The sequence below is a fragment of the Pseudorhodoferax aquiterrae genome (genome assembly GCF_014652235.1).
GTDB lineage: Bacteria > Pseudomonadota > Gammaproteobacteria > Burkholderiales > Burkholderiaceae_C > Pseudorhodoferax > Pseudorhodoferax aquiterrae.
The window spans coordinates 113,971-137,447 of record NZ_BMYK01000012.1; the positions used below are offsets into that span (position 1 = coordinate 113,971).

Annotated in this window: 22 protein-coding genes; 19 read left to right on the plus strand and 3 right to left on the minus strand. The window is 69.7% G+C overall.

What is annotated here, in order from left to right:
• Nucleotides 1-4: 4 nt before the first annotated feature.
• From IE209_RS18770 to IE209_RS18800, 7 genes are all read left to right on the plus strand, one after another.
• The gene (locus tag IE209_RS18770) at nucleotides 5-2,995 is read left to right on the plus strand and encodes a hypothetical protein (RefSeq protein WP_189688461.1); all 2,991 of its coding nucleotides are present in this window, start codon (nucleotides 5-7) and stop codon (nucleotides 2,993-2,995) included.
• Nucleotides 2,992-3,504, plus strand: coding sequence for a hypothetical protein (locus IE209_RS18775; protein WP_189688462.1), 513 nt, complete (start codon nucleotides 2,992-2,994; stop codon nucleotides 3,502-3,504). Before IE209_RS18770 ends, IE209_RS18775 begins: the two co-directional genes overlap by 4 nt.
• Nucleotides 3,505-3,606: 102 nt before the next feature.
• Nucleotides 3,607-4,821, plus strand: coding sequence for a flagellar biosynthesis protein FlhB (flhB, locus tag IE209_RS18780; protein ID WP_189688463.1), 1,215 nt, complete (start codon nucleotides 3,607-3,609; stop codon nucleotides 4,819-4,821).
• Nucleotides 4,821-6,899, plus strand: a complete 2,079-nt coding sequence (flhA, locus tag IE209_RS18785) for a flagellar biosynthesis protein FlhA (protein ID WP_189688464.1) — start codon at nucleotides 4,821-4,823, stop codon at nucleotides 6,897-6,899. Before flhB ends, flhA begins: the two co-directional genes overlap by 1 nt.
• A complete protein-coding gene (gene flhF, locus IE209_RS18790; RefSeq protein WP_189688465.1) occupies nucleotides 6,896-8,476 on the plus strand; it encodes a flagellar biosynthesis GTPase FlhF in 1,581 nt (526 codons plus the stop codon). The genes flhA and flhF overlap by 4 nt, the downstream gene beginning before the upstream one ends.
• On the plus strand, nucleotides 8,469-9,197 hold the full coding sequence (locus tag IE209_RS18795; protein WP_189688466.1) for a hypothetical protein: 729 nt from the start codon (nucleotides 8,469-8,471) through the stop codon (nucleotides 9,195-9,197). Before flhF ends, IE209_RS18795 begins: the two co-directional genes overlap by 8 nt.
• Before the next feature lie 74 nt (nucleotides 9,198-9,271).
• On the plus strand, nucleotides 9,272-9,985 hold the full coding sequence (locus IE209_RS18800; protein ID WP_189688467.1) for an RNA polymerase sigma factor FliA: 714 nt from the start codon (nucleotides 9,272-9,274) through the stop codon (nucleotides 9,983-9,985).
• 78 nt (nucleotides 9,986-10,063) lie between these two features.
• On the opposite strand, the gene IE209_RS18805 is transcribed toward IE209_RS18800, so the two are convergent.
• The 3 genes from IE209_RS18805 to flgA all read right to left on the minus strand — a co-directional run bounded on the left by IE209_RS18805 (nucleotide 10,064) and on the right by flgA (nucleotide 11,604).
• Nucleotides 10,064-10,435 (minus strand): hypothetical protein, encoded by a 372-nt coding sequence (locus tag IE209_RS18805; RefSeq protein WP_189688468.1) that lies wholly within the window; start codon nucleotides 10,433-10,435, stop codon nucleotides 10,064-10,066.
• Nucleotides 10,436-10,468: 33 nt separating this feature from the next.
• Nucleotides 10,469-10,801, minus strand: coding sequence for a flagellar biosynthesis anti-sigma factor FlgM (flgM, locus tag IE209_RS18810; protein WP_189688469.1), 333 nt, complete (start codon nucleotides 10,799-10,801; stop codon nucleotides 10,469-10,471).
• A gap of 101 nt (nucleotides 10,802-10,902) precedes the next feature.
• Nucleotides 10,903-11,604, minus strand: coding sequence for a flagellar basal body P-ring formation chaperone FlgA (flgA, locus tag IE209_RS18815; RefSeq protein WP_189688470.1), 702 nt, complete (start codon nucleotides 11,602-11,604; stop codon nucleotides 10,903-10,905).
• Nucleotides 11,605-11,796: 192 nt separating this feature from the next.
• Here flgA and flgB point away from each other — a divergent pair, with 192 nt between their 5' ends.
• The 12 genes from flgB (at nucleotide 11,797) to IE209_RS18875 (ending at nucleotide 23,448) form a co-directional block, all read left to right on the plus strand.
• On the plus strand, nucleotides 11,797-12,222 hold the full coding sequence (gene flgB, locus IE209_RS18820) for a flagellar basal body rod protein FlgB (protein ID WP_145547569.1): 426 nt from the start codon (nucleotides 11,797-11,799) through the stop codon (nucleotides 12,220-12,222).
• 11 nt (nucleotides 12,223-12,233) lie between these two features.
• Nucleotides 12,234-12,638, plus strand: coding sequence for a flagellar basal body rod protein FlgC (gene flgC / locus IE209_RS18825; protein ID WP_189688471.1), 405 nt, complete (start codon nucleotides 12,234-12,236; stop codon nucleotides 12,636-12,638).
• A 34-nt stretch (nucleotides 12,639-12,672) separates the two neighbouring features.
• A complete protein-coding gene (locus tag IE209_RS18830) occupies nucleotides 12,673-13,344 on the plus strand; it encodes a flagellar hook assembly protein FlgD (RefSeq protein ID WP_189688472.1) in 672 nt (223 codons plus the stop codon).
• Between the two features lie 25 nt (nucleotides 13,345-13,369).
• Nucleotides 13,370-14,593 (plus strand): flagellar hook protein FlgE, encoded by a 1,224-nt coding sequence (flgE, locus tag IE209_RS18835; protein ID WP_189688473.1) that lies wholly within the window; start codon nucleotides 13,370-13,372, stop codon nucleotides 14,591-14,593.
• Between the two features lie 9 nt (nucleotides 14,594-14,602).
• Nucleotides 14,603-15,343: a flagellar basal body rod protein FlgF gene (locus tag IE209_RS18840; protein WP_189688474.1), complete on the plus strand. Its 741-nt coding sequence runs from the start codon at nucleotides 14,603-14,605 to the stop codon at nucleotides 15,341-15,343.
• A 12-nt stretch (nucleotides 15,344-15,355) separates the two neighbouring features.
• Nucleotides 15,356-16,138: a flagellar basal-body rod protein FlgG gene (gene flgG / locus IE209_RS18845; RefSeq protein ID WP_189688475.1), complete on the plus strand. Its 783-nt coding sequence runs from the start codon at nucleotides 15,356-15,358 to the stop codon at nucleotides 16,136-16,138.
• A gap of 9 nt (nucleotides 16,139-16,147) precedes the next feature.
• The gene (locus IE209_RS18850; RefSeq protein WP_189688476.1) at nucleotides 16,148-16,840 is read left to right on the plus strand and encodes a flagellar basal body L-ring protein FlgH; all 693 of its coding nucleotides are present in this window, start codon (nucleotides 16,148-16,150) and stop codon (nucleotides 16,838-16,840) included.
• A gap of 43 nt (nucleotides 16,841-16,883) precedes the next feature.
• Complete coding sequence (locus IE209_RS18855) at nucleotides 16,884-17,996, plus strand: flagellar basal body P-ring protein FlgI (protein ID WP_189688477.1); 1,113 nt, start codon at nucleotides 16,884-16,886, stop codon at nucleotides 17,994-17,996.
• Nucleotide 17,997: 1 nt separating this feature from the next.
• Nucleotides 17,998-18,861 (plus strand): flagellar assembly peptidoglycan hydrolase FlgJ, encoded by an 864-nt coding sequence (gene flgJ / locus IE209_RS18860; protein WP_189688478.1) that lies wholly within the window; start codon nucleotides 17,998-18,000, stop codon nucleotides 18,859-18,861.
• A gap of 13 nt (nucleotides 18,862-18,874) precedes the next feature.
• Nucleotides 18,875-20,767: a flagellar hook-associated protein FlgK gene (gene flgK / locus IE209_RS18865; protein ID WP_189688479.1), complete on the plus strand. Its 1,893-nt coding sequence runs from the start codon at nucleotides 18,875-18,877 to the stop codon at nucleotides 20,765-20,767.
• 4 nt (nucleotides 20,768-20,771) lie between these two features.
• Nucleotides 20,772-22,037 carry a flagellar hook-associated protein FlgL gene (gene flgL / locus IE209_RS18870; RefSeq protein WP_189688480.1) on the plus strand — a complete coding sequence of 422 codons (1,266 nt, stop codon included), beginning with the start codon at nucleotides 20,772-20,774 and terminating at the stop codon, nucleotides 22,035-22,037.
• Nucleotides 22,038-22,248: 211 nt separating this feature from the next.
• The gene (locus IE209_RS18875) at nucleotides 22,249-23,448 is read left to right on the plus strand and encodes an HDOD domain-containing protein (RefSeq protein WP_189688481.1); all 1,200 of its coding nucleotides are present in this window, start codon (nucleotides 22,249-22,251) and stop codon (nucleotides 23,446-23,448) included.
• Nucleotides 23,449-23,477 lie beyond the last annotated feature (29 nt).

Consider the following 23,477-nt stretch of genomic DNA (forward strand, 5'->3'; position numbering starts at 1 on the left):
CCCGATGGCCACGCCGGCGGACCAGATCCTTCCCTTTCTACAGCACGCGCTGCGGCAGATCCCGCAGGACGCTGAAGACAGTCGGCGCCTGGACCGCACACTGCGCCGGATGGAGCGCCATCCGGAGAAGGGCTTCTTCCAGGCGCTCGGCCGTGCTCCCGCACCGACCTGCGGCATCTGGGCCGCCTATCTGCTCTCGCTGCTGCAGCAGTGGCAGGACACGCGTACCCAGGACCACGCCGTCACGCTGCCCGCGCTGCGAGAGCTGCACCCGAGCAGCGGCGATGCCCACTGCAACCGCCTGCTCGACGCCCTTTGCAAGGTCCTCGCCGCGCTGGGCTGGAGCGTGTGGGAAGCTGCCGAGGATGCAGGGGACGCCGACGTGCTTGCCCACCAACTGGCATCTGCCGCCGACGCCCTGTTGGCGCTGGGCCAGGCCGACCAGGCCTACGATTTCCTCTCGCTGGCGCTGTATGCCGCCGGACCCGGAATGCCCGCCGAGCGCGAACGCATGGCGCGCCAGGCCATCGCGCTGGCGCAGGCAGCGCAACGCCCGCACCAGGTGGCGGTCTGCACGGTGATGCTCGCCAAGGCCGTGCAGGAAATCGCCGACAGCGCCCCGGACCAGCGCCTGCGCGCATTCGAGCTGACCGAGATCGCCATCGAACGGCTCCAGCAATGTCCACCGCCCTGGCGCTCGCCAGCAGCCCACACCTTGCTTGGTCACGTGCAGTCCCGTGGCTGGCTGCAACTGCTGGCCGTGCCGCTGCTGCTGTTGCTCGAACCGGACCAGCAGCCGCCCGGGCTGGCAGAACAGTTGGGCGTGGCCGGCTGGCTGCCGCGCGTGGCCACCGGCCGGCTGCAGGACCGCGTCGAGCGGCTGCACGACCAGATCGGCCTGCAACGCTGGGAGATTGCCATCGACCAGGCCCGCCACGCGCTGGAGGCCCCTGGCGCCACAGCCAACCCGCGCGTCCATCCCATCACCTGGACACTCGAGCACCATGCGCACCGGCGCGCCGTGCCGCATTCGCACTCGTTTCTGCGTGAGCGCGATTTCGACCGGCACCTGGTCGAGCTGGCACACGAAACCACGCACGTGCTGAGCTATCTGGGCCATCTGGGTGCCGCCATCACCTGCCTGCGCCTGGCCAACCACGACAACGAGAGTGTGCTGTGGTCGCTCGCCGTGCCGCCCGGCACACCGCGCGAGGAACTGCACCGCCTGTTCGCGCAGGGGCCGGCACCGCTGCCGGCCGGCGATGCGGGGCAGCTATTGCGCGCCAGTGTCGGCGTCGAGCTGGCGGCCAAGGCACGCGCGCTGCAGGACATCTGGACGCCGTGGCTCGAAGGGCTGGCCGTGTTCGGCGAAACCGCGGCAGATCCCGCCGCCGACCCGCACCGCATCCACCGCGTGGCAGAAACCCTGCGCGGCCTGGTCGACTTCATCGCGCCAGGCGGCGACACGCCCGCGCAGCTGCAAATGCGGCTGCACGCCCACGTGCAGGAGTTCGAGCAGCGCAGTGCCCAGGCCATCGCCCGCTGGAGCCCGGTGCGCCTGGCGCAGATGCTGCGGCGTGCCGATGCGCCGTACTTTGCCGGCTATGCCGCCGTGCGCAGTGTGGTCGCCAGCTGGCGGCGGACCCTGGGCGCGCCGCTGTCCGGCGCCCAGGCCTTCGATCTGCTGCTGCACGCCACGCGCTTTTCCACGTCACCGGCGATCCCCGACCTGTCTCTGCCCAGCGACGTCTTCGAGCCGGCAGCCCGGCAGGCCATGACCGACTGGGTCCGCGGACTGGCCGGGCTGGATGCGCACATGCTGACCCTGTATCTGCAGGCAGAAGGTGGTCGCATGCTGGTCTGGGACGGCTTCAGGCTTGTGCCGCCCGGCCCGGGCGATGCGCCGGCGGTCGAGCGGCAAGCCGCCTGGGTCGCCACACGCATGGCACAGGCGCTGGCCACGTCCACCACCCCGCACGACGCCCGCGAGCGCGCTGGCTGGAACGGCCCGTGTGCTGCGTTGGCCGCGCGCTACTCCCGGGCCATGTCCGCCTATCGCCGCAGCGCCGACGGGATGGCCGCGCAGAAGCGGCTGCAGGGCCTGGTCGACGAACGCATCACGCTGGGCAGCCTGCTGGCGATCGGCCGCACCGATGCCGCCTTCCACCTGGTGTGCGATCCAGCGGCCGGTCAGTCCATGCTGATGCTGCAGCTGCGTACCACCGAAGCCCATGTGGACACGGGCCAGCCCTCGTCCAACGTGTTGTGGCTGCCGATCTCGACGCGTGCGGGGCAGGCGGTGGCAGAGCACTACACCGACACCGCCGAGCCACGCATGCAAGTCACCCGCGTGATTGACCTGGCAGGCCTGCTGGCGCCGGGCCAGCCGGCGCACCTGCTGGCCCTGCGCTACGGCGAATGGTTTTCCGTGCGCGGCACCACGCCGCAGGCCGATGCACTGCTGCAGGCCGACGCAGAGCGCGCCGAGCATCTGCACGCCATGCTGCGCATGCGGCTGCACCCCACGCCGGCCGAACGCATGGTCGGCGAGCAGTTCTTCGCCGAAGACGGTGCGCTCGAACGCACGCTGGGCTGGCTGGCCGACCCGGCGCCATGGCGCGATGCGGACGATCCAGTGCCGGCGGCCCCCTGGGCCGCGCGCATCGCCGGCGTGGCCCGGCAGGCGCTGGACCCGGCGGCGCGCGGCGCCCGCGTTACCGCGGCCGCGCGCGCCATGCTGGCCGCGCTGCTGCCCGGCGCCACGGATCTCGTGCGCGGCATCGTGGACGCCGGGTTCCAGCAGCTCACGGCCGGTGCCCCCCAGTTGCGCAGCGCCACCATCGACCTTCTGCTCACGACGGCCCGCGCGCCGCTGGCCAGTGCCGACGCCGACGCGCTGGCCGCCCAGCTGCAGGCGCAGGGTGTTGCGCTGTTCCACACCACCCCGGCCGGGTGGGACGTCCGCCCGGCCACCACCGAAGCGACATCGCCATGACAAGGAACCTGCTGGTCCTCGACGACACCATCTTCCAGAACGCTCTGCGCGCAGCACAAGCCATGGGCCGAGACATCCCGTTGCCGTCTGGCATGCTGAATTCACCGCTGACGGACGAGCTGGCCGACTGGGTGGACCGGCTGTGGGATTTCGCGGAAGCCGCGCTCGTGCGCGCCTACCGCGACGGCCGCGCCGCGGCGCAGCCCATGATCGATCAGCTGGGCGCAAAGCTGCAGGAGGCTGGCGCCGCCGTGGCCAACCGGCTGAACGATATACGCGCCGCCCTCACCGAAAAGCTGAACGCCTGCCTGCAGGCCGCCATCGACGGCGCACTGGCTCGCGTGCGCCCGTTCGTGCTGGTCGGTGGCGAGCGACTGGCACTGCAGAAAGTCGGCGTGGAACAGAAGATCAGCCTGTCTGGCTCGCTCAAGGCTTCGCTGGAAAGCCTGTGCGAGTTCGTGGCCGACGGTGAATTCGCCATCTCGACGGAGTACGGCATGCCGCGCTGACGGCAGGGCGCCGGACCTGGATCAGACCCGGCAATCCACCTCTTATCGCGCCTTCGTTGCGGCGCCGGCTCCCCACAATGCGGCTCACCCCGAGCCCCATCCATGGAATCCAGCAGCCAAGACCGCAATTTGCCCGCGTCGGAGCGCAAGCTCCAGCAGGCCCGCAAGGACGGCCAGGTCGCCCGCTCGCGCGACCTGTCCAACCTGGCGGTGCTGGGCGTGGGCGCATTCGCGCTGCTGGCGCTGGCGCCCTGGATGTTCGGCCGCCTGCAGCTGGCGGTGCACCACCAGCTGCGCTTTTCCGCCGACACCCTGCTGCATCCGCTGCAGATGCTGGACCGGCTGCAGAGCATGACCTTGGCCGGCCTCGTCGTGGCGCTGGCGCTGGCCGCCATCGTGCTGGTGGCCGCGGTCGGCAGCACGGTCGCCGCCGGCGGCTGGGTCGTGACCACCAAGCCGCTCACGCCGGACCTGAACCGCCTGAACCCGCTCAGCGGCTTCGGCAAGATGTTCACCAAGGAAAAGCTGGTGGAGACGGCCAAGCTGCTGGCCATCACCATCGTGCTGGGCGTCGTGGCCTGGTTCTACCTGAAGGGCAGCATCGAGACCGTGGCCATGATGGTGCTGCAGCCCTCGCCGCGCTCCATCGTGCTGCTGGGCGACTGGCTGACCAAGGGCGTGGCGCTGCTGCTGCTGGTGATCTTCGCGGTGGCCATGTTCGACGTGCCGATCCAGCTGTTCCTGCACAAGTCGCGGCTCAAGATGTCGCACCAGGAAGTCAAGCAGGAGCACAAGGAGTCCGAGGGCAACCCGCAGCTCAAGGGCAAGCTGCGCCAGCGCGCCCGCGAGATCGCCAACCGCCGCAGCATCCAGGCCGTGCCCAAGGCCGACTTCGTGCTCATGAACCCGACCCACTTCGCCGTGGCGCTGCGCTACGACGAGAAGACCATGGCTGCGCCGCAGGTCATCGCCAAGGGCGCGGACCTGCTGGCCTTCCGCATCCGCGAGGTGGCGCAGCAGCACGCCGTGCCGGTGCTGCAGTCGCCCATGCTGGCGCGCGCGCTGTACGCCCATGCCGAGCTGGAGGGCGAGATTCCCTCGGCGCTGTACACGGCCGTGGCCCAGATCCTGGCCTACGTCTACCGGCTGAAGGCCGCGATGCGCGGCGACGGCCCGATGCCCGAAGAACAGCCCGAACCATTCGTGCCGCCGGAACTCGACCCGCTGGGCAAGACGGTGGCGGCCGAAACCACAGCCACCGGCGCCGCCGACCCGGACGCTCCGCTGGATGAACTCAAGCCCGTGGAGCCGCGCTGATGCCGACCTCTCCGCAAGCCCTGCTCGCCGCGCTGCAGCGCCACAGCACGCATGTGCGCGGCATCGCCGCACCGGTGCTGGTGGTGGCGATCCTCTCGCTCATGGTGCTGCCGATCCCGACCTGGATGCTGGACACCTTCTTCACGATCAACATCGCGATGGCGCTGATGGTCATGATGGTGGCGGCCTACATGGTGCGGCCGCTGGATTTCTCGGCCTTCCCGGCCGTGCTGCTGCTGACCACGCTGATGCGGCTTTCGCTGAACGTGGCCACCACGCGGGTGGTGCTCATGGAAGGCCACACCGGCGCGGGCGCGGCCGGCGCCGTGATCGAGGCCTTCGGCCACTTCCTGATCGGCGGCAACTTCGCCGTCGGCCTGATCGTGTTCATGGTGCTGGTGGTGATCAACTTCATCGTGATCACCAAGGGCGCCGAGCGCATCGCCGAGGTCTCGGCCCGCTTCACGCTGGACGCCATGCCCGGCAAGCAGATGGCGGTGGACGCGGACCTCAACGCCGGCCTCATCGACGACAAGGAGGCCAAGCGCCGCCGTGCCGAGGTGGCCGAGGAGGCCGAGTTCTTCGGCTCCATGGACGGTGCCAGCAAGTTCGTGCGCGGCGACGCCATCGCCGCCATCCTGATCCTGGTCATCAACATCGTCGGCGGCTTCGCCATCGGCATGCTGCAGCACGGCCTGTCGGCCAGCGATGCGGCCAACAGCTACATCCTGCTGGCCGTCGGCGACGCGCTGGTGGCGCAGATCCCGGGCCTCCTGATCTCGGTGGCGGCGGCGATGGTGGTCTCGCGCGTGGGCAAGGAGCGCGACATCGGCAAGCAGATCGTGGCGCAGATGTTCGACTCGCCGCGCGCGCTGGCCATCACGGCCGGCATCCTGGCGCTGCTGGGCCTGGTGCCCAACATGCCGCACGTGGTGTTCCTGGGCGTGGCGTCGGTGCTGGGCTACATGGCCTGGAAGATGGCCAACAAGCCCAAGGAAGGCACGCTGGTGGCCGGCCCGCCGCCGGCACCCGCCGACAACGAAGCCAGCTGGGACGATCTGCAGCCCGTGGACCTGCTGGGCCTGGAGCTGGGCTACCGGCTCATCACGCTGGTGGACAAGACGCGCCAGGGCGACCTGCTCAACCGCATCAAGGGCGTGCGCCGCAAATTCGCGCAGGAGGTCGGCTTCCTGCCGCCGGCCGTGCACGTGCGCGACAACCTGGAGCTCAAGCCCAGCGCCTACCGCATCACGCTGCGCGGCGTGGTCGTCGGCGAGGGCGAGGCCTATCCGGGCATGTACCTGGCCATCAACCCGGGTGGCATCAGCACGCCGCTGATCGGCACCGCCACCACCGACCCGGCCTTCGGCCTGCCGGCCCACTGGATCGACGAGCGCCAGAAGGAAGCCGCCCAAATGGCCGGCTTTACGGTCGTTGATTCGGAGACCGTGATGGCCACCCATTTGTCACACTTGATGCAGGTGCAGGCGGCCCGTCTGCTCAGCCGCACCGAGACCCAGCAACTGGTGGAACACGTGACGCGCCTGGCTCCCAAACTGATCGAGGAAGTGGTTCCGAAGATGGTGCCGCTGGCCACGTTCCAGAAGGTCCTGCAGCTGCTGCTGGAGGAATCGGTGCACATCCGCGACATCCGCAGCATCGTCGAATCGCTGGCCGAGCATGCAAGCAGCGTGAGCGACCCGCTGGAGCTGGCCCGCCGCGTGCGCATCGCGCTGGCCCCGGCCATCGTGCAGCAGATCTACGGCCCCACGCGCGAGCTCAACGTGATCGCCATCGAACCCGCGCTCGAGCGGCTGCTGGTGCAGGCCCTGGGCAGCGCCGCCGGCCCCTCGCTGGACCCCAGCGTCGCCGAGCTGCTGACCAAGAACGCGGCCGACGTGGCCATGAAGCAGGAAGAACTCGGCGTGCCGGCCTGCCTGCTGGTGCCCGACCAGATCCGCAACGCCATCTCGCGCCTGGTGCGGCGCGTCGCTCCCCGCCTGCAGGTGCTGGGGCACAGCGAGATCCCTGAAACGCATTCCATCCGTATCGGCCCCATCCTCAGAGGTGCAAATTGAACATCCAACGCTTTACCGCCGCGACCTCGCGCGAAGCCCTGGCCAAGGCCCGGATGGCATTCGGTGAGGGCACGCTGATCCTGTCCAACCGCCAGACCGCGACCGGCGTGGAGGTCATGGCCACGGCCGAGGACGCCGTCGCTGCGCCGCCCGCGCAGGCCGCGCAGGCCGCCACCGGCCAGACCCGCCCCGCACCGCGCCGCACGCCCATGGCCGCCGAGAAGACGCCCGTGGCCGAGGACGCCGAGCAGCTCGCCATGAGCACGCTGTCGTTCCAGGACTATGTGCGCGAACGCATGCTGCGCCGCCGCCACGAAGCCATGGGCGCAGCCGCCACGCCCAAGCCCGCCGCCACCAGCACGGCCAGGCCCCCGATCGCGCCGATCGTCGCCAAGCCCTCCTCGCTGTCCGAGCGTGCCGAACGCGAGGTGCAGACCCTGCGCAAGCCGCCGGCCTCCGTGCAGCTCGCGCAGCTGGCCGAACGCCTCGAGGCCGCCAACGCGGCGCAGGCCGCCGCGGCGGCCAAGCCGGTGGCGGCCAAGCCCGCGCCGCATGCCCTGCCCTTCGTCAAGGAGGTGCTGCGCACCCGTCCGCAGCCCGGCCCCGCCGCGCCCGTGGCCGCACCGGCTTCGCAAGGCATCGTCGACGAGCTGCACGCGATGAAGGAGATGATCGAGGAGCGCTTCAGCACCCTGGCCTGGCTCGGCCAGGCCAAGCAGGACCCGATCCAGTCCAACCTCATGCTCAAGCTGATCCGTGCCGGTTACTCCCCGAGCCTGGCGCGCGCGCTGCTGGAGCGCATGCCTGCGGACTGTTCCGCCGCCCAGGCCGTGCACTGGATCATCGAGGTGCTGCAGCGCAACCTGCACACCGACACGGGGGCCGCGCCGCTGTACAGCGAAGGCGGCGTGTTCGCCCTGGTCGGTGCCACCGGCGTGGGCAAGACCACCACCGCCGCCAAGCTGGCCGCGCACTGCGTGCAGGAGCATGGTGCGGCCAGCGTGGGCCTGATCACGCTGGACACCTACCGCGTGGGCGCGCACGAGCAGCTGCGCAGCTACGGCCGCATGCTGGGCGTGGTGGCGCACCTCGCGCACGACCGCGCCGCGCTGCAAGACCTGCTGGGCCTGCTGGCCGGCAAGAAGATGGTGCTGGTGGACACCACCGGCGTGGCCCCGCGCGACCCGCGCAAGCAAGGCATGCTGGACATGCTGGACCTGCCCGATGTGCAGCGCCTGCTGGTGGTCAATGCGGGCGGCCAGGGCGACCAGCTCGACGACGTGATGGGTGCCTTCAAGACCGGCGGCGTGCAGCAGACCATCCTGTCCAAGGTGGACGAGGCCGTGAAGCTGGGCCCGGCGCTGGACGCCACCATCCGCCACCAGCTGCTGGTGCGCGGCATCTGCAACGGCCAGCGCGTGCCCGAGGACTTCGAGCGCGCCGACGCTGCCAAGCTGGTCGCCGCCTCCATGCGCAGCAACGTGCGCTCGGCCTACGACCCCAAGCCGGCCGACCTCAGCTTCATCTTCTCCACGGCCGGCGCCGCCCCGCTGCGTGCCGAGCGCGCCCATGCTTGACGCCTTCGCCGACCAGGGCGCGAGCCTGCGCCAGGCCCGCCCGCCCGCACCGGCCCGGCTCATCACGCTGGTGAGCCAGGGCGAGCAGGAGCACGAGCAGGCCCTGCTGTGGCAGCTGTGCCAGGCGCTGCAGAACTACGGCTATCCGCCCGTGGTGCTGGACGGCACCAGCCTGGAATCCAGCGAGCGCCCCGGCCTGGTGGACCTCATGCAGCACACGCCCTGGGGCGCGCTGGGCGCGACCGAGGATTCCGACTGGGCCGTGATGCCCGCCGCCGCCGGCCTGCGCGCGCTGGGCCGGGCCCGGCCGCGGCCGCTGGACCTGCTCGGTGCACTGTTCCAGGGCTGCGGCGTGCTGGTGCTCTATGCGCGCGCCGAACTGTTGATTCCGGTGCTGGCCGACAGCGCCGCCCAGCCGGTGCTGGCCGTCGCGCCGGGCCGCCATGCGCTGCTGCGCGGCTACCGCACGCTCAAGCAGTTCCAGCAGGAGGGCCGGCTGGCGCCCACGCTGGTCTCGCTGATCACCTCGTCGCTCCGCAACGCAGACCAATTGGCCCGTACGACCGGCCGAAGTCTGCAAAAATGCGCCCTGACCTTCCTGGGCTGCGAGACCGACATGATCACCGTGCGCAGTGAACCGCAAGCCGAGCAGCGCAGCGACGACGTGCGCCGGCTGGCGCTGCGCCTGCTCGAGAACGGCGCTGTGCCCTTCATGGCCTGAGGTGCACTTGCGCGTACGCTCCATCTCACCTGCCCACCCCCATCACCGCGCGGCGGCGAAGGGAGGCGACTGACATGTACACCGCCAAAGGCCAACTCGACCGCGAGCACATGATCCGGCAGTACGTGCCGCTGGTGCGCCGCCTTGCGCACCACATGATCGCCAAGCTGCCGGCCAACGTGGAGCTGGACGACCTGATCCAGGTCGGCATGATCGGCCTGTCCGAGGCGCTGACGCGCTACGAGGCGGCCCAGGGCGTGCAGTTCGAGACCTTCGCCACGCAGCGCATCCGCGGCGCCATGATCGACGAGTTGCGCGAGGGCGACTGGATGTCGCGCGGCTCGCGCAAGAGCCAGAAGGACATCGAACGCGCCGTGCAGCGCGTGGAACAACGCCTGGGCCGCAGCGCCAAGGAGTCCGAGATCGCGGCCGAACTCGGCATGGCGCTCGGCGAATACCAGGAACTGCTGGACAAGGTGCGCGGCACCCAGCTCGTGTACCTGGAAGACATGGGCGGCGACGAGGATGCCGAGGGCTTCCTCGACCGCCACACCGGCGACGCCGAGGCCGACCCACTGAACCTGCTGCGCAACGACCGCTTGCGCAGTGCGCTGGTCGAGGCCATCAAGTCGCTGCCCAAGCGCGAACAGTACATCATGAGCATGTACTACGAGAAGGACCTCAACCTCAAGGAGATCGCCGCGGTGCTGGGCATCACCGAATCGCGCGTGTGCCAATTGCACAGCCAGTCGGTGGCGCGGCTGCGCGCCAAGATGCGGGCGCATTGAACACGCCTGGGCCGACAGGCATGCAAAAACGAACGCCCTGCGATGCAGGGCGTTCTTGCATGCCGGTACTCAAGCGTCTTAGCGGGCGGGCGCCGAGTAGATCTGCGGCGCCGCGCCGCTGAAGCCGGCGCGCCGGCCCGGCGCCTGGTAGGTCGGCTGCTTGTGCGGCAGCACCACGGCCAGGCTGCGTGCCACCACCACGGTGCGGCGTGCGAGCTGGTCGCGCTGCTGCGCCAGCGCCCGCGCCAGCTGCGCCAGCCGCGCGCCCACGGCATCCGACAGCGGGCGGGGCTGTTCGGCGGCAGCGTGGGCCAGTTGCGCCAACGCCTGGCGGAACGCGAGCGCGCCGGCCTCGTAGGCGGTGGCATCGCCTTGCAGCAACAAGCGGGTCAGGGAATCGAGCTGCGCCTCGGCCTCGGCGAGCTGGTGGAGAAAGCTGTCAGCCACCATGGCGGTGGCTCCGGTTCAGGCTGTGGCCCAGCCTCAGTGGTTGCCGGTGCCGCGCTTGGGTTGCAGCATTTCCTGCGCATTGGCGAGCATCTTGTCGGCAATGGCTTCGGGATTGATCTGGTAGCTGCCGTCGGCGATCGCCGCCTTGATCTCGTCGACCTTGGACTGATCGATGTCGCCAGCCTCGGCGCGGCGCGTGGCTTCCAGCGTCTTGCCCAGCGTGGACACGCTGACCGACGCGCCCGGCGTGGCCGCAGGCGTGCGGACAGCGGCCGCCTTCGCCTGGGCGGCGGCTTCCGTTTCTGGCCCGGGCCGCTTGGCCGGGGTGATTCCCGGATTCGGGTCGGGCGTCTGTCCGATCTTCATTGCACTCTCCATGGCCCCTTTGAAAAGGGCATCGTGCAGATGCTATCGGCAGTTTCAAGAGCGACTTGAGGGCGAACATGTGAATTCCTTGCCGACAGGCGTCACATGGCCAGCTCGACTGTACGGGCGTCCAGCACGGTGCCCGTCAGGATGCGGCCGTTGTCCATGCGCACGCGCGCGGCCTGGCCGATCACGCCGACCGTCAGCGCCTGTCCGTCCGAGCTGATCGAAAAGCCCGAGCCCTGGGCCACCACGCGCACCTGGGCGCCGGCCTGAAAGGCCAGCGGCGCGCGCACCATGGACTGGCGGATGGCCTGGCCGGGCATGTAGCTGCGCGTGGCGATCTGCCCGACCCACAGCGCCGGATCAGCGAGCACGGGCGAGCGGTCCTCGGCCCAGTCGACCTCGCCCTGCTCGGCGTCGTCGGCGGTCAGCACCGCGCCCTGGGCCACCTGGCCGCGCAGCAGCCAGGCCGGTCCGAAGGCCTTGACCGTGACGGGCAGGAACACGCTCCAGCGCGTGGCGCCGTCCACGCAGCGCAGGCCCAGCCGTGTGCGGCCCCACAGGCGGGTATTGGGCGGCATGTAGGGCTCGACCTGGCCGCAGGGCGCCAGCTTGAGCCGGCTGTCCAGCGCACCGATGCTGACCTCCATGCGCAGCGGGCCCTTGGCCTCGGCCGGCAGCTGGGCCAGCGCCTGCTCCACCCACTGCTGGCTGATCTGTTCGTACTGCGCCCAGGCCGGTGCGCACAGCGCGGCGGCCAGCGGCCACAGGCCCTGTCGGAGCGTTCGTGCAAAACCCATGGCCATACCTCCTGCAAGCGTGAATGGGACAGCCGCAACTGTAGGCAGGCCGGCGCCGGTCGAAGCTCCGAACTGCGCGCCAAACAAGGCCCTCATCGCGGCTTCGCACAGCCGGCGGACTTTCACAATTCCCGGCACCCCCTGCTCCGTCCGCACCTGTGGCGGAGCCAACCATCGCACGAGGTGATGCCCATGTTGGACAAATTGACCGGCACGCTGGACTTCCAGGCCCGCGCCCTGCTGCTGCGCTCGGAACGCCAGCGCACCATCGCGAGCAACATCGCCAACGTGGACACCCCGGGCTTCGTCGCGCGCGACTACAAGTTCGGCGACGCGCTCAAGAACGTGATGCAGGGCGACAAGGGCTACGTGGTCTCCACCGGCCAGGCCCGCACCGCGGCCGGCCACCTGCCGTTCTCGCGCATCGGCGAGCTCTCGCACCAGAACGATCCCGAACTCGGCTACAGCGTGCAGGCCCAGCCCAACCTGGACCAGAACACCGTGGACCTGGACCGCGAACGCGCCAACTTCGTCGACAACACCGTGCGCTACGAGGCCGCGCTGCGTTTCATCAACGGCCAGGCCAAGACCATGCTCACGGCCATCCAGGGGCAATAAGGAGCTTCGCCATGTCGATGTTCTCGATCTTCGGCGTCTCGGGCAGCGGCATCAGCGCCCAGTCGCAGCGGCTCAACGTGGTGGCCTCCAACCTGGCCAACGTGGACGCCGTGGCCGGTCCCGACGCCCAGCCCTACAGGGCGCGCCAGGTGGTGTTCCAGACCACGCTGATGGGCGCCGACAGCGCCGCCGGCGTGTCCGTGCGCCAGGTGACCGAGAGCGAGGCGCCGGCGCGCAAGGTGCTGGACCCGAACCACCCGCTGGCCGATGCCGAGGGCTATGTCACGCATTCCAACGTCAACGCGGTCGAGGAGATGGTCAACATGATCTCGGCCTCGCGCTCCTACCAGAACAACGTGGAAGTCATGAACACGGCCAAGACGCTGCTGCTCAAGACGCTGCAGATGGGCCAGTGAGCCCGCTGCGCCCGCCACCTGAAAGACCCACACCATGGCCATTTCCACCGACGTCCTGAACTCCGTCAACGGCACCAGCAGTACCGGCACCGGCAGCACCAGCGGCACGAGCAAGAACGACTCGAGCGCGCAGGCGGTGCAGGACCGCTTCCTCAAGCTGCTGGTCGCGCAGCTCAACAACCAGGACCCGATGAATCCGCTGGACAACGCGCAGATGACCTCGCAGATCGCCCAGCTCAACACCGTGACGGGCATCGAGAACCTGAACTCCACCGTCAACAACGTGCTGGCGCAGATGGCCTCGATGCAGGCGCTGCAGGGCGCCGCCATGGTCGGCCACGACGTGCTGACCGAGGGTTCGGCACTGCAGGTCACCGACAAGGTGGGCCGCGGCGGCTTCGACCTGGCCACCAATGCCGACAGCGTGAAGGTGCAGGTGCGCACCGCCGGCGGCACCCTGGTCGACACCATCGACATGGGCGCGCTGGCCGCCGGCCGCCATGCCTTCGAGTGGGACGCCACCAAGTACAGCGGCAGCGAGGCATTGACCTTCACCGTGATGCCCAAGGCCAACAACACCGCCGTCACCGCCACCGCGCTGCAGCGCACCCGCGTCGAAGGCGTGAGCAACGACAACAACGTGCTCACGCTGCAGTTGGCCGGCGGCAAGACGCTGCCCTACAGCAGCGTCAAGGCCATTCTCTGAACCCCCCACGCCTCAGGAGCTTTCCATGGCATTTCAACAAGGTCTCTCCGGTCTGAGCGCCGCCAGCAAGAACCTGGACGTCATCGGCCACAACATCGCCAACGCCAACACCACCGGCATGAAGGCCTCGCGCGCCGAGTTCGCCGAGCTGTACGCCAACGCCATGGGCTCGGCCGGCGGCATCAACCAGGGCATCGGCGTCGAGGTGGCCACCGTGTCGCAGCAGTTCACGCAGGGCAACCTGTCGGTGACCGGCCGCTCGCTGGACGTGGCGATCAACGGCAACGGCTTCTTCCAGATCGACCAGCCCAACGGCACGCGCGCCTACACCCGCGACGGCTCGTTCAAGCTGACCAAGGACGGCCAGATCGTGACCAACGACGGCGGCAGCCTGCTGGGCATCACGGCCACGCCGGACGGCGTGATCCCGACCGGCGGCACCATCGGCCCGCTGATCCTGCCAGCCGGCGGCGAGATCAAGGCCGACCGCAGCACCGAGCTGAACCTGCGCTTCAACCTGGACGCCTCGGCCACCGTGCCCACCGGCACAGCGCCGAGCGCACTGGTGCCGCCGATCGAGACCTACGGCACCTCGGCCGTGACCTACAACTCGCTGGGCACGGCCGTGCCGATTGGCATTTACTTCACCAAGACCGCCAACAACACCTGGGACGTCTGGACCTCGGTGGACGGCGGCGCGCTGACCAACAGCGGCACCATGACCTTCGGCAACGACGGCGAGCTGACCTCCTCCAACGCGCTGACCCAGCTGAACATTCCCGAGTCGGACGGCACCACCTTCCCGATCGACCTCAACCTGGAACGCGCCACGCAGTACGGCTCCTCGCGCTTCTCGGTGACCAAGGCGCTGGCCGACGGCCAGACCTCGGGCAAGCTGACCGCCATCAACATCGACGACAGCGGCGTGGTGCTGGGCGTGTACTCCAACGGCAAGACGCTGGCGGCCGGCCAGATCCAGCTGGCCACCTTCACCAACGAGCAGGGCCTGTCGCCGATCGGCGGCAACCTGTGGATGGCGACGCCGGCCTCGGGCCTGGAGCCCACGGCCACGGGCGTGCCCGGCACCGGCAACCTGGGCGTGGTGCGCGCCGGCACGCTGGAGGACTCCAACGTCGACCTGACCAAGGAGCTCGTGAACATGATGACGGCGCAGCGCACCTACCAGGCCAACGCCCAGACCATCAAGACGCAGGACCAGGTCCTGAACACGATTCTGAACATCCGCTGAGGCTGAACCATGGACCACATCATCTACACCGCGATGACCGGCGCCACCGCCGCCTCCGGACGGCAGGCGGTGTTGTCCAACAACCTCGCCAACGTCTCGACCAACGGCTTTCGGGCCGAGCTGTCGACCTTCCGCTCGGTGCCGCTGAACGGCCCGGGTTCCAGCAGCCGGGTGTTCGCGCTGGAGACCACGCGCGGCCACGACAGCACGCCGGGCCCGGTGCAGCGCACCGGCCGCAACCTCGATGCGATGGCGCGCGACAACGCCTGGTTCGCCGTGCAGGGCCTGGACGGCACCGAGGCCTACACGCGCGGCGGCGCCTTCGAGGTCACGGCCGCCGGCACGCTCGTGAATCCGCAGGGCCTGCCCGTGCTCAGCGATGGCGGCGCGCCCATCGACGTGCCGCCCAACGCCGAGGTCACGCTGGGCTCGGACGGCAGCATCAGTGCCAAGGTGGGCAACTTGCCGCCCACCAACCTGGGCCGGCTCAAGCTGGCCACGCCCACGCCGGACGACCCGCTCAAGCGCGGCGACGACGGCCTGTTCCGCACCACCTCGGGCGACCCGATGGCCAACGACGCCAATGCGCGCATGGCCGCCGGCGCGCTGGAGGGCTCCAACGTGAACGCCGTGGAAACCATGGTCGGGATGATCCAGGTCGCCCGCCAGTTCGAAACGCAGATGCGCCTGCTGCAGCTCGCCGAGGCCGGCGACAAGAGCGCCAGCCAACTCCTGGGCGTCCAGGGCTAACAAGGAACCGCCATGATCAATTCGCTCTGGATCTCCAAGACCGGCATGGAAGCCCAGCAGACCCAGCTGGACGTCATCTCGCACAACCTGGCCAACGTCTCGACCACCGGCTTCAAGCGTTCCAACGCGGTGTTCGAAGACCTGATCTACCAGAACCTGCGCCAGGTCGGCGCCAACAACACCGAGGCCGAGCAGCTGCCCACCGGCCTGCAGCTGGGCCTGGGCGTGCGCACCGTGGCCACCAGCCGGCAGTTCTCGCAAGGCACGCTGCAGCTGACCGACAACCACTTCGACGTGGCCATCAACGGCAACGGCTTCTTCAACATCCAGTTGCCCGACGGCACCGTGGGCTACACGCGCGACGGCAGCTTCGAGGTCGACTCCCAGGGCCGGCTGGTCACCTCCAACGGCCTGCCCGTGGCCAACGGCATCACCGTCCCGCCCAACACGCTGTCGGTGAGCATCAGCGAGACCGGGACCGTGAGCGTGATGCTGCCCGGCAACACCGCGCCACAGCAGGTGGGCACCATCGCCATGTCCACCTTCATCAACCCGCCGGGCCTGGAGCCGCGCGGCCAGAACATCTTCACCGAGACGGCCGCCTCGGGCCAGCCGCAGGGCGGCACGCCGGGCACCAACGGCCTGGGCATCATGAAGCAGGGCTACCTGGAAACGTCGAACGTCAACGTGGTGCAGGAGCTGGTGACCATGATCCAGACGCAGCGCGCCTACGAGATGAACTCCAAGGCCGTGCAGACCTCCGACCAGATGCTGCAAAAGCTCGCGCAGCTGTAAGGAGCCCGCATGCGCCGCCAAACTTCCCTGCGCCCCTGGCTGCTGGCCCTGGCCGCGCTCGCGCTGGCGGGCTGCGAGACGCTGCAGCAGACGCCCAAGGTCGAATTCCCCGACCCCGTGACCCAGCGTCCCGTGGCCATCGCGCCGCAACCCGCGCCCGTGGCCACGGGCGGCCTGTACTCGCAGGTGCGCTACCGCCCCTTCTTCGAGGACCGCCGCCCGCGTCTGGTGGGCGACACGCTCACGGTGCAGATCGTGGAAAACCTCAACGCCAGCCAGACCAGCACCGCTTCGGTCGACAAGTCCGGCAGCGTGAGCAGCGGCATCAGCGCCTTTCCCTTCCTGTCGGCCAACCGCCTGGGCAAGCTCAACGTCGGCGCGGAGTCGGAGAACACCTTCGCCGGCAGCGGCGGCACCAGCGCGGCCAACACCTTCAGCGGCACCATCACCACCACCGTGGTCGACGTGCTGCCCAACGGCCACCTGGCCGTGCTCGGCGAAAAGCAGATCGGCGTGAACCAGAACGTGGACGTGCTGCGCTTCTCGGGCACGGTGGACCCGCGCGCCGTGCTGCCCGGCTCCATCGTGCCGTCCACGGCCGTGGCCAACGTGCGCGTGGAGTCGCGCGGCCGCGGCCAGCAGCAGGACGCCATGGCAATTGGCTGGCTGGCACGGTTCTTTTTGAGCGTTCTGCCGTTCTGAGGCTTCGCACAATCGCGGCAGCCCTCTCTTTCCGAGCACTGCCATGACATTCCTGCCACGCCTCCTGCTCCCGCTGCTCGCCTTCGCACTGCTGGCCCAGCCCGTGCAGGCCATGCGCATCAAGGAGGTGGCCGCGGTCCAGGGCGTGCGCAGCAACCAGTTGACAGGCTACGGCCTGGTGGTGGGCCTGGACGGCACCGGCGACCAGACCACGCAGATGCCCTACACCACGCAGAGCCTGTCCAACTACCTGCAGCAGCAGGGCATCGTGCTGCCGGCCAACCAGGCCTCGCAGCTGCAGCTCAAGAACGTGGCGGCGGTGCTGGTCACCGCCGAGCTCCCGCCGTTCGCGCAGCCGGGCCAGGCCATCGACGTGACCGTCTCCTCCATGGGCAACGCCAAGTCGCTCAAGGGCGGCACGCTGATCGCCACGCCGCTGCGCGGTGCCGACGGCGAGGTCTACGCGCTGGCCCAGGGCAGCCTGGTGGTGGCCGGCGCCGGCGCGGCCGCGGGCGGCAGCAAGGTACAGATCAACCACCTGTCGGCCGGCCGCATCCCGGGCGGCGGCCAGGTCGAGCGCAGCGTGCCCACGCCGCTGCAGGAGGGCGACCACATCGTGCTGGGCCTGGACGCCTCGGACTTCCAGACAGCGCGCCGGGTGGCCAGCGTCATCAACGACAAGCTGGGCCAGGGCCTGGCCCAGGCGCTGGACGGCCGCACGGTGCAGGTGCGCGCGCCCAGCACGCCGCATGCGCGCGTGAACTTCATCGCCGAGCTGGAGGAACTGCGCTTCGACATGGCCGCGCCCTCGGCCAAGGTGGTCATCAATTCGCGCACGGGCTCCATCGTGCTGAACCAGGCCGTGACGCTGGGCCCCTGCGCCATCGCGCACGGCAACCTGTCGGTCAGCATCGCCACCACGCCCGTGATCAGCCAGCCCGCGCCGTTCTCGCAGGGCCAGACCGTGGTCGGCCAGCAGTCGGACATCTCGGTCAAGCAGGAACCCGGCAAGCTCATCCAGTTGCAGGGCGCGCCGCAGCTGGGCGACGTGGTGCGCGCGCTGAACGCGCTGGGCGCCACGCCGCAGGACCTGCTGGCCATCCTGCAGGCCATCAAGGCCGCGGGCGCCCTGAATGCCGAGCTGGAGGTGATCTGACATGTCGCTGTCGCCGCTGGTCACCAAGAACAACGCCCTCGCCGCCGACGCGCGCTCGCTGGACGCGCTCAAGGCCCAGGCCAACAAGGACGGCGCCGGCGCCATCAAGGAAGCCGCGAAACAGCTCGAATCGCTGTTCATGCGCGAGCTGATCAAGAGCATGCGCGACGCGACCATGAAGTCCGGCCTGCTCGACAGCCCGCAGAGCGAGATCAGTTCGGACCTGCTGGACCAGCAGCTCTCGGTCTCCATGTCCGGCCTGCCGGGCGGCATCTCGGCGGCCATCGAGCGCCAGCTCTCGCGCCACACGGTGGCCATGGACAACACGCGCGTGCTGCCGCCGGCCAGCGACGGCGCCAAGGTGTCGCGCATGCCCGCGGGCAGCGCCGGCGCCAAGCAGGATTTCGTGCAGCAGCACCAGGAGGCGGCCGAGCGCATCGAGCAGCAAAGCGGCATCCCGGCCCACTACATGATGGGCCAGGCCGCACACGAGACCGGCTGGGGCAAGCGCGAGATCAAGCATGCCGACGGCAGCCCCTCGTTCAACCTGTTCGGCATCAAGGCCGGCCCGGGCTGGACCGGCAAGGTGGCCGAGGTGACGACCACCGAATACGTGAACGGCGAGGCGCGCAAGGTCAAGGCCAAGTTCCGCGCCTACGACTCGTACGAGGATTCGTTCCGCGACTACGCGAACCTGATCACCAACAGCCCGCGCTACGAGAAGGTGCTGGCCAAGACGGCCTCGCCGCTGGCTTTTGCCACCGAACTCAAGCGCGCCGGCTATGCCACCGACCCCGACTATGCGGGCAAGCTCAGCCGCGTGATCAACAGCACGCTGCAGGTGCAGCGCGCGCTGAACGCATGACCCGCGGCGCGCCATGAGCAACATCCTCAACGTCGGCGTCCGCGCGCTGCAGGCCAACCAGGCCGCGTTGTCCACGATCGGCCACAACATCGCCAACAACGCCACCGTGGGCTACTCGCGCCAGGTGGTCAACCTCGCCACCGTGGAGGGCCAGTACACCGGCGGCGGCTACATCGGCAAGGGCGTGGAGGTGGCGTCGATCCAGCGCGTCTACGACGCCTACCTGACGCGCCAGGCCGCGCTGTCCAAGTCGGTCTCGGCACAGGACGTGTCGCGCGCCGAGAAGCTGCTGCAGCTCGAGGAGCTGTTCGGCACCGGCAAGACCGGGCTGGGGGCTTCGGTCAGCGAGATGATGAACGCGTTCTCCGACGTGGCCAGCGCGCCGACCGACCTGACGGCCCGCACCGTGGTGCTGACGCGCGCCTCGGAAACGGCCTCGCGCTTCAACGACACCGCCACCCAGCTGGCCAACCTGCAGCGCGGGCTGACCGAGGAGCTGGAAAACAGCGTATCCACGCTGAACACGCTGATCACCGGCATCGCCGAGGTCAACCGCCAGATCCAGGCCGTCGTCGGCCTGAACCAGCCGCCCAACGACCTGCTGGACCGACGCGACCAGCTCATCAGCGAGATGAACAAGTACGTCCAGACGACGACGCTGGAGAACAACGACGGCACCGTCAGCGTGTTCGTGGCGCAGAGCCAGCCCGTGGTGCTGGGCACCCGCGCGCTGGAGCTCAAGGTGGCCAACGATCCGCTGGACCCCACCCGCAGCGAGCTGCGGCTCGTCAACGGCAGCACCGAGGTCAAGCTGCAGGACAGCATGCTGGGCGGCGGTTCGCTGTCCGGGTTGATGCGCTTTCAGAACGAGGACCTGGTGGAGGCGCAGAACCTGCTCGGGCGCATGGCGGTCTCCATCACCACGGCCATCAATGCACAGCACAGGCTGGGGCTGGACCTGGATGGCGACCCCGGCGGCGACCTGTTCACGCCCGTCGCCATGGCCGACGGCGCGGCCTTCGCGAGCAACACGGGCAGCGCCGCCATCGGCATCAGCGTGGCCGACGCGAGCCAGCTGCGCGCCTCCGACTACCGCGTGACCTTCACGTCGCCGACCACCTACACGGTGACGCGGCTGTCCGACGGCGCCACGCCGGCCGTGGCCCCCGGCCCGCCGCCCACGGTCGATGGGCTGGCGCTGGACATCACCGGCGCAGCCGCCACCGGCGACAGTTTCCTGCTGCGGCCCTATGCGCAGGCGGCCGGCAACATGCACACGCTGTTCGCCTCGCCGCGCGACCTGGCCGTCGCCAGCCCGGTGCAGGCCAGCATGGGCACGACCAACACCGGCGGCCTGGCGGTCGGCAAGCTGGCGGCGGGCTCGGTGCCGGCACCGGCCAACGTGACGATCACCTTCACGAGCGGCACCCAGTACACGCGCTCGGACGTGCCGGGCACCTTCACCTACAGCCCGGGCACGCCGATCAGCTACGACGGCGCCAACCCCTCGGCCTGGACATTGACGCTGAGCGGCGCGCCGCAGCCCGGCGACACGCTGACCGTGGGCGCCATCAACCCGGCCTACGCGCCGCTGGACGCCGGCAATGCCAAGGCCCTGATGGACCTGCGCGACATGAAGCTGTTCGACGGCGCGCCGCTGACCGACGGCTACGCCGCGCTGATCGCCAACGTGGGCGTGCGGGCCCAGAGCGCGCAGTACGCGGCCGACGTGTCCAAGTCCATCGCCGAAGACCTGGAGGCCCAGCGCACCGGAGTCTCCGGTGTGAACCTGGACGAGGAAGCCGCCAAGCTGATCCAGTACCAGCAGGCCTACCAGGCTTCGGCGAAGATGCTGCAGGTGGCGCAGAGCATCTTCGACGCCCTGATCACCACCGTGACCCGTTGACGCCATGGCCAATACCTTCACCCGCCTGGGCACCGCCAACACCTTCGACGCCGCACGCCAGACGTTGCAGACGCGCCAGGCCAACCTGGCCGACCTGCAGGCCAAGCTGACCGAGGGCAAGCGCGTGGTGCGCCCCAGCGACGACCCGACCTCGGCCGCGCAGGCCGAGCGCGCGCAGACGCGCATCGCCCGCATCACGGTGGAGCAGCGCGCGCTGGAGACGCAAAAGAGCGCCATCCAGCTCGGCGAATCCACGCTGGGCGATGCCACCGCCCTGCTGCAGCAGTTCCGCGACCTGCTGGTGCAGGCCGGCAGCGGCGTCAACAGCCCGACCGAACGCGAGACCATCGCCAAGCAGCTGGTGGGGCTGCGCGACGAGCTCGTCACCCTGGCCAACCGCAAGGACGCCAATGGGCTGCCGCTGTTCCATGGCCTGGGCAGCACCTCGGCCCCGTTCGAGGTCAGTGCCGACGGCACCGTGCCCGACCCCGACTACAGCTTCAACGGCCTGCCCGGCCAGGCCGGCTCCGACGACGTGGCCATTCCGGGCACGCTGGACGGCCGCGCCACCTGGATGGACGTGCCCGAAAGCAACGGCGTGTTCAAGGTCAGCCTGGGCGCGGGCAACAGCGGGCAGATGTACACCGACGTGGGCATCGTCAAGGACGCTGCCCTGATGGGCAGCGAGGGCACGGACTTCACGCTGACCTTCCACGTCGACGCCACGACCGGCGCCATGACCTACGACGCCACCAACAACACCACGGGCGTCACCACCACGGGCCTGCCCTACAAGGAGAACCAGACCATCACGCTGGGTGGCATCTCCATGGTGGTCAAGGGCGTGCCGGCCGAGGGCGACCGGCTCGAGGTGGACGCCACGGTGCCGGCCGACCGCCCCAGCATCTTCGGCGTGCTGGACCGCGCCATCGCCGGCATGTTCGAGCCCGGCAGTTCGACCAAGGGCGCGAGCAGCGCCAACGCCAACTTCAACCACGAGCTGGCGATCTCGCTGGCCCAGGTGGACACCAGCCTGGAACGCATCGGCGCCATGCGCGGCCGCGCGGGCGACCTGCTCAACCGCGCCGACCGCATCCACGACACGCAGGAAGACCGCAACGTGCAGGCCGAAGGCGACCGCTCGCGCGCCGAGGACATGGACATGATCCAGGGCCTGTCGGACTTCCAGAACCAGCAGACGAGCTACCAGGTCGCGTTGCAGACCTACGCCTCGATCCAGAAGCTCTCGCTGTTCGACTTCCTCCGGTGAGATGAAACCACCCCGTTTGGACTTCTCACTTCGTGTAGAAGTCCCATCCCCCTCAAGGGGCGCACCCAGCGGTCCGGCAGAGCCGGCCCCGCGGGTGCACACGCATGGCCTGCTCCGCGGCCGTTCGAACAGCAGCTTGCGACCCAGTTTCGTGTTCTGCGGATGGCGTGCCGGCACAATGGGCACTTGAGTTTTCCGGTCGCGAGGAGACATGACGCAATCCGTCGTCGGCAGCATCACCCTGGGCTACCGCCCACTCTGGAACCGGGCCCGCGAGCTCGAGGCCGTGCAGTTGTTCGTCGAGGCCGCCCAGGGCGGCGCGATCGACGCCGTGCACCTGGTCGCGGCGCTGCAGGAACTCTCGTCCATGGCCACGCCGCAGCTGCTGCTGTCCATGCACAACAAGCGCCTGCTGTCCGACATGCTGGCGCACGCGCCGGCCGGCGATTACTGGATCGAGGTGCGCGGCGAATGGCTCAGCGAGCCCGACATCTACGAGCGCACCCAGAAAGCCCATGCACGCGGCCTCAAGCTGGTGTGGCGCGGCGCGCTGGAGGACTGGCCCAAGACGCCGCTGCAAGCCTGCTTCTTCCTGCGCCTGCTGACCCTGGCACCGCTGACCGCGGCGACGGCGCTGCAGGAGGCTGCGGCCGGCCGGCAGCCCGACGGCAGCATCGCGCCGGGCCAGATCTACGAGGAGGTGCAGAGCCGGGCCCTGGCCGACCTGCTGCTGGACCGCGCCGGCGCACTGGCCATTGCCGGCTGGCCGTCCGAGGACGTGCTGCACGCCCACCGCCACCAGCCTGTGGCGCCGGACGGCGAGGTGATCCGGCGCGCCGGCAAGGCCGTGGACGACGACCAGTCGATGGAGCAGATCGAGGCCGTGGTGCGCGAGGAGCCGGTGCTGGCCTACCGCTTCCTGTCGTTCACGAACTCGGCCGCCATGGCCGGGCGCGGCGGCATCGAATCCGTGCGCCACGGGCTGATGATGCTGGGCTACGGCGCCTTGGGCCGCTGGCTTGCCGAGCAGGGTGCACATGCCGCCACCGACATCGACCTGCGCCCGGTCAAGGCCCAGATGGTGCTGCGCGCGCGCCTGACCGAACACCTGCTGGACGCCGGCGCCGAAGACGGCCTGCGCCGCGAGGTCTACCTGTGCGGCCTGTTCGCCGAGCTCGACCTGCTGCTGCACGAGCCGCTGGGCCAGGTACTGAACCGGCTGCCCTTGTCCGAGCGCATCTACGCCGCCGCGGTCAAGCGCAGCGGCCCCTACGCCCCGGCACTGCAGGCCGCGCGCGCCATGGAGGGCGACGACACGCCGGCGTTGCGCGCAGTCTGCCGCGCGCACGGCATCGGCGTGGAAGAGGCCAACCGGCAGTTGCTGCGGGCGCTGGTGGGGGCGCGGCGGTAGCGGGGTTTGCCGCTCGGCGACCGGGTGTG

Coding starts and splice junctions, on each gene's coding strand:
- flgJ (WP_189688478.1), top strand. CDS start 17,998: ATGTCGCTGTCGCCGCTGGTCACCAAGAACAACGCCCTCGCCGCCGAC.
- flgG (WP_189688475.1), top strand. CDS start 15,356: ATGATCAATTCGCTCTGGATCTCCAAGACCGGCATGGAAGCCCAGCAG.
- flgB (WP_145547569.1), top strand. CDS start 11,797: ATGTTGGACAAATTGACCGGCACGCTGGACTTCCAGGCCCGCGCCCTG.
- flgE (WP_189688473.1), top strand. CDS start 13,370: ATGGCATTTCAACAAGGTCTCTCCGGTCTGAGCGCCGCCAGCAAGAAC.
- flhB (WP_189688463.1), top strand. CDS start 3,607: ATGGAATCCAGCAGCCAAGACCGCAATTTGCCCGCGTCGGAGCGCAAG.
- IE209_RS18775 (WP_189688462.1), top strand. CDS start 2,992: ATGACAAGGAACCTGCTGGTCCTCGACGACACCATCTTCCAGAACGCT.
- IE209_RS18840 (WP_189688474.1), top strand. CDS start 14,603: ATGGACCACATCATCTACACCGCGATGACCGGCGCCACCGCCGCCTCC.
- IE209_RS18830 (WP_189688472.1), top strand. CDS start 12,673: ATGGCCATTTCCACCGACGTCCTGAACTCCGTCAACGGCACCAGCAGT.
- flhA (WP_189688464.1), top strand. CDS start 4,821: ATGCCGACCTCTCCGCAAGCCCTGCTCGCCGCGCTGCAGCGCCACAGC.
- IE209_RS18875 (WP_189688481.1), top strand. CDS start 22,249: ATGACGCAATCCGTCGTCGGCAGCATCACCCTGGGCTACCGCCCACTC.
- IE209_RS18805 (WP_189688468.1), bottom strand. CDS start 10,435: ATGGTGGCTGACAGCTTTCTCCACCAGCTCGCCGAGGCCGAGGCGCAG.
- IE209_RS18795 (WP_189688466.1), top strand. CDS start 8,469: ATGCTTGACGCCTTCGCCGACCAGGGCGCGAGCCTGCGCCAGGCCCGC.
- flgC (WP_189688471.1), top strand. CDS start 12,234: ATGTCGATGTTCTCGATCTTCGGCGTCTCGGGCAGCGGCATCAGCGCC.
- flgM (WP_189688469.1), bottom strand. CDS start 10,801: ATGAAGATCGGACAGACGCCCGACCCGAATCCGGGAATCACCCCGGCC.
- IE209_RS18850 (WP_189688476.1), top strand. CDS start 16,148: ATGCGCCGCCAAACTTCCCTGCGCCCCTGGCTGCTGGCCCTGGCCGCG.
- flgL (WP_189688480.1), top strand. CDS start 20,772: ATGGCCAATACCTTCACCCGCCTGGGCACCGCCAACACCTTCGACGCC.
- flgK (WP_189688479.1), top strand. CDS start 18,875: ATGAGCAACATCCTCAACGTCGGCGTCCGCGCGCTGCAGGCCAACCAG.
- flgA (WP_189688470.1), bottom strand. CDS start 11,604: ATGGGTTTTGCACGAACGCTCCGACAGGGCCTGTGGCCGCTGGCCGCC.
- IE209_RS18770 (WP_189688461.1), top strand. CDS start 5: ATGGCCACGCCGGCGGACCAGATCCTTCCCTTTCTACAGCACGCGCTG.
- IE209_RS18855 (WP_189688477.1), top strand. CDS start 16,884: ATGACATTCCTGCCACGCCTCCTGCTCCCGCTGCTCGCCTTCGCACTG.
- IE209_RS18800 (WP_189688467.1), top strand. CDS start 9,272: ATGTACACCGCCAAAGGCCAACTCGACCGCGAGCACATGATCCGGCAG.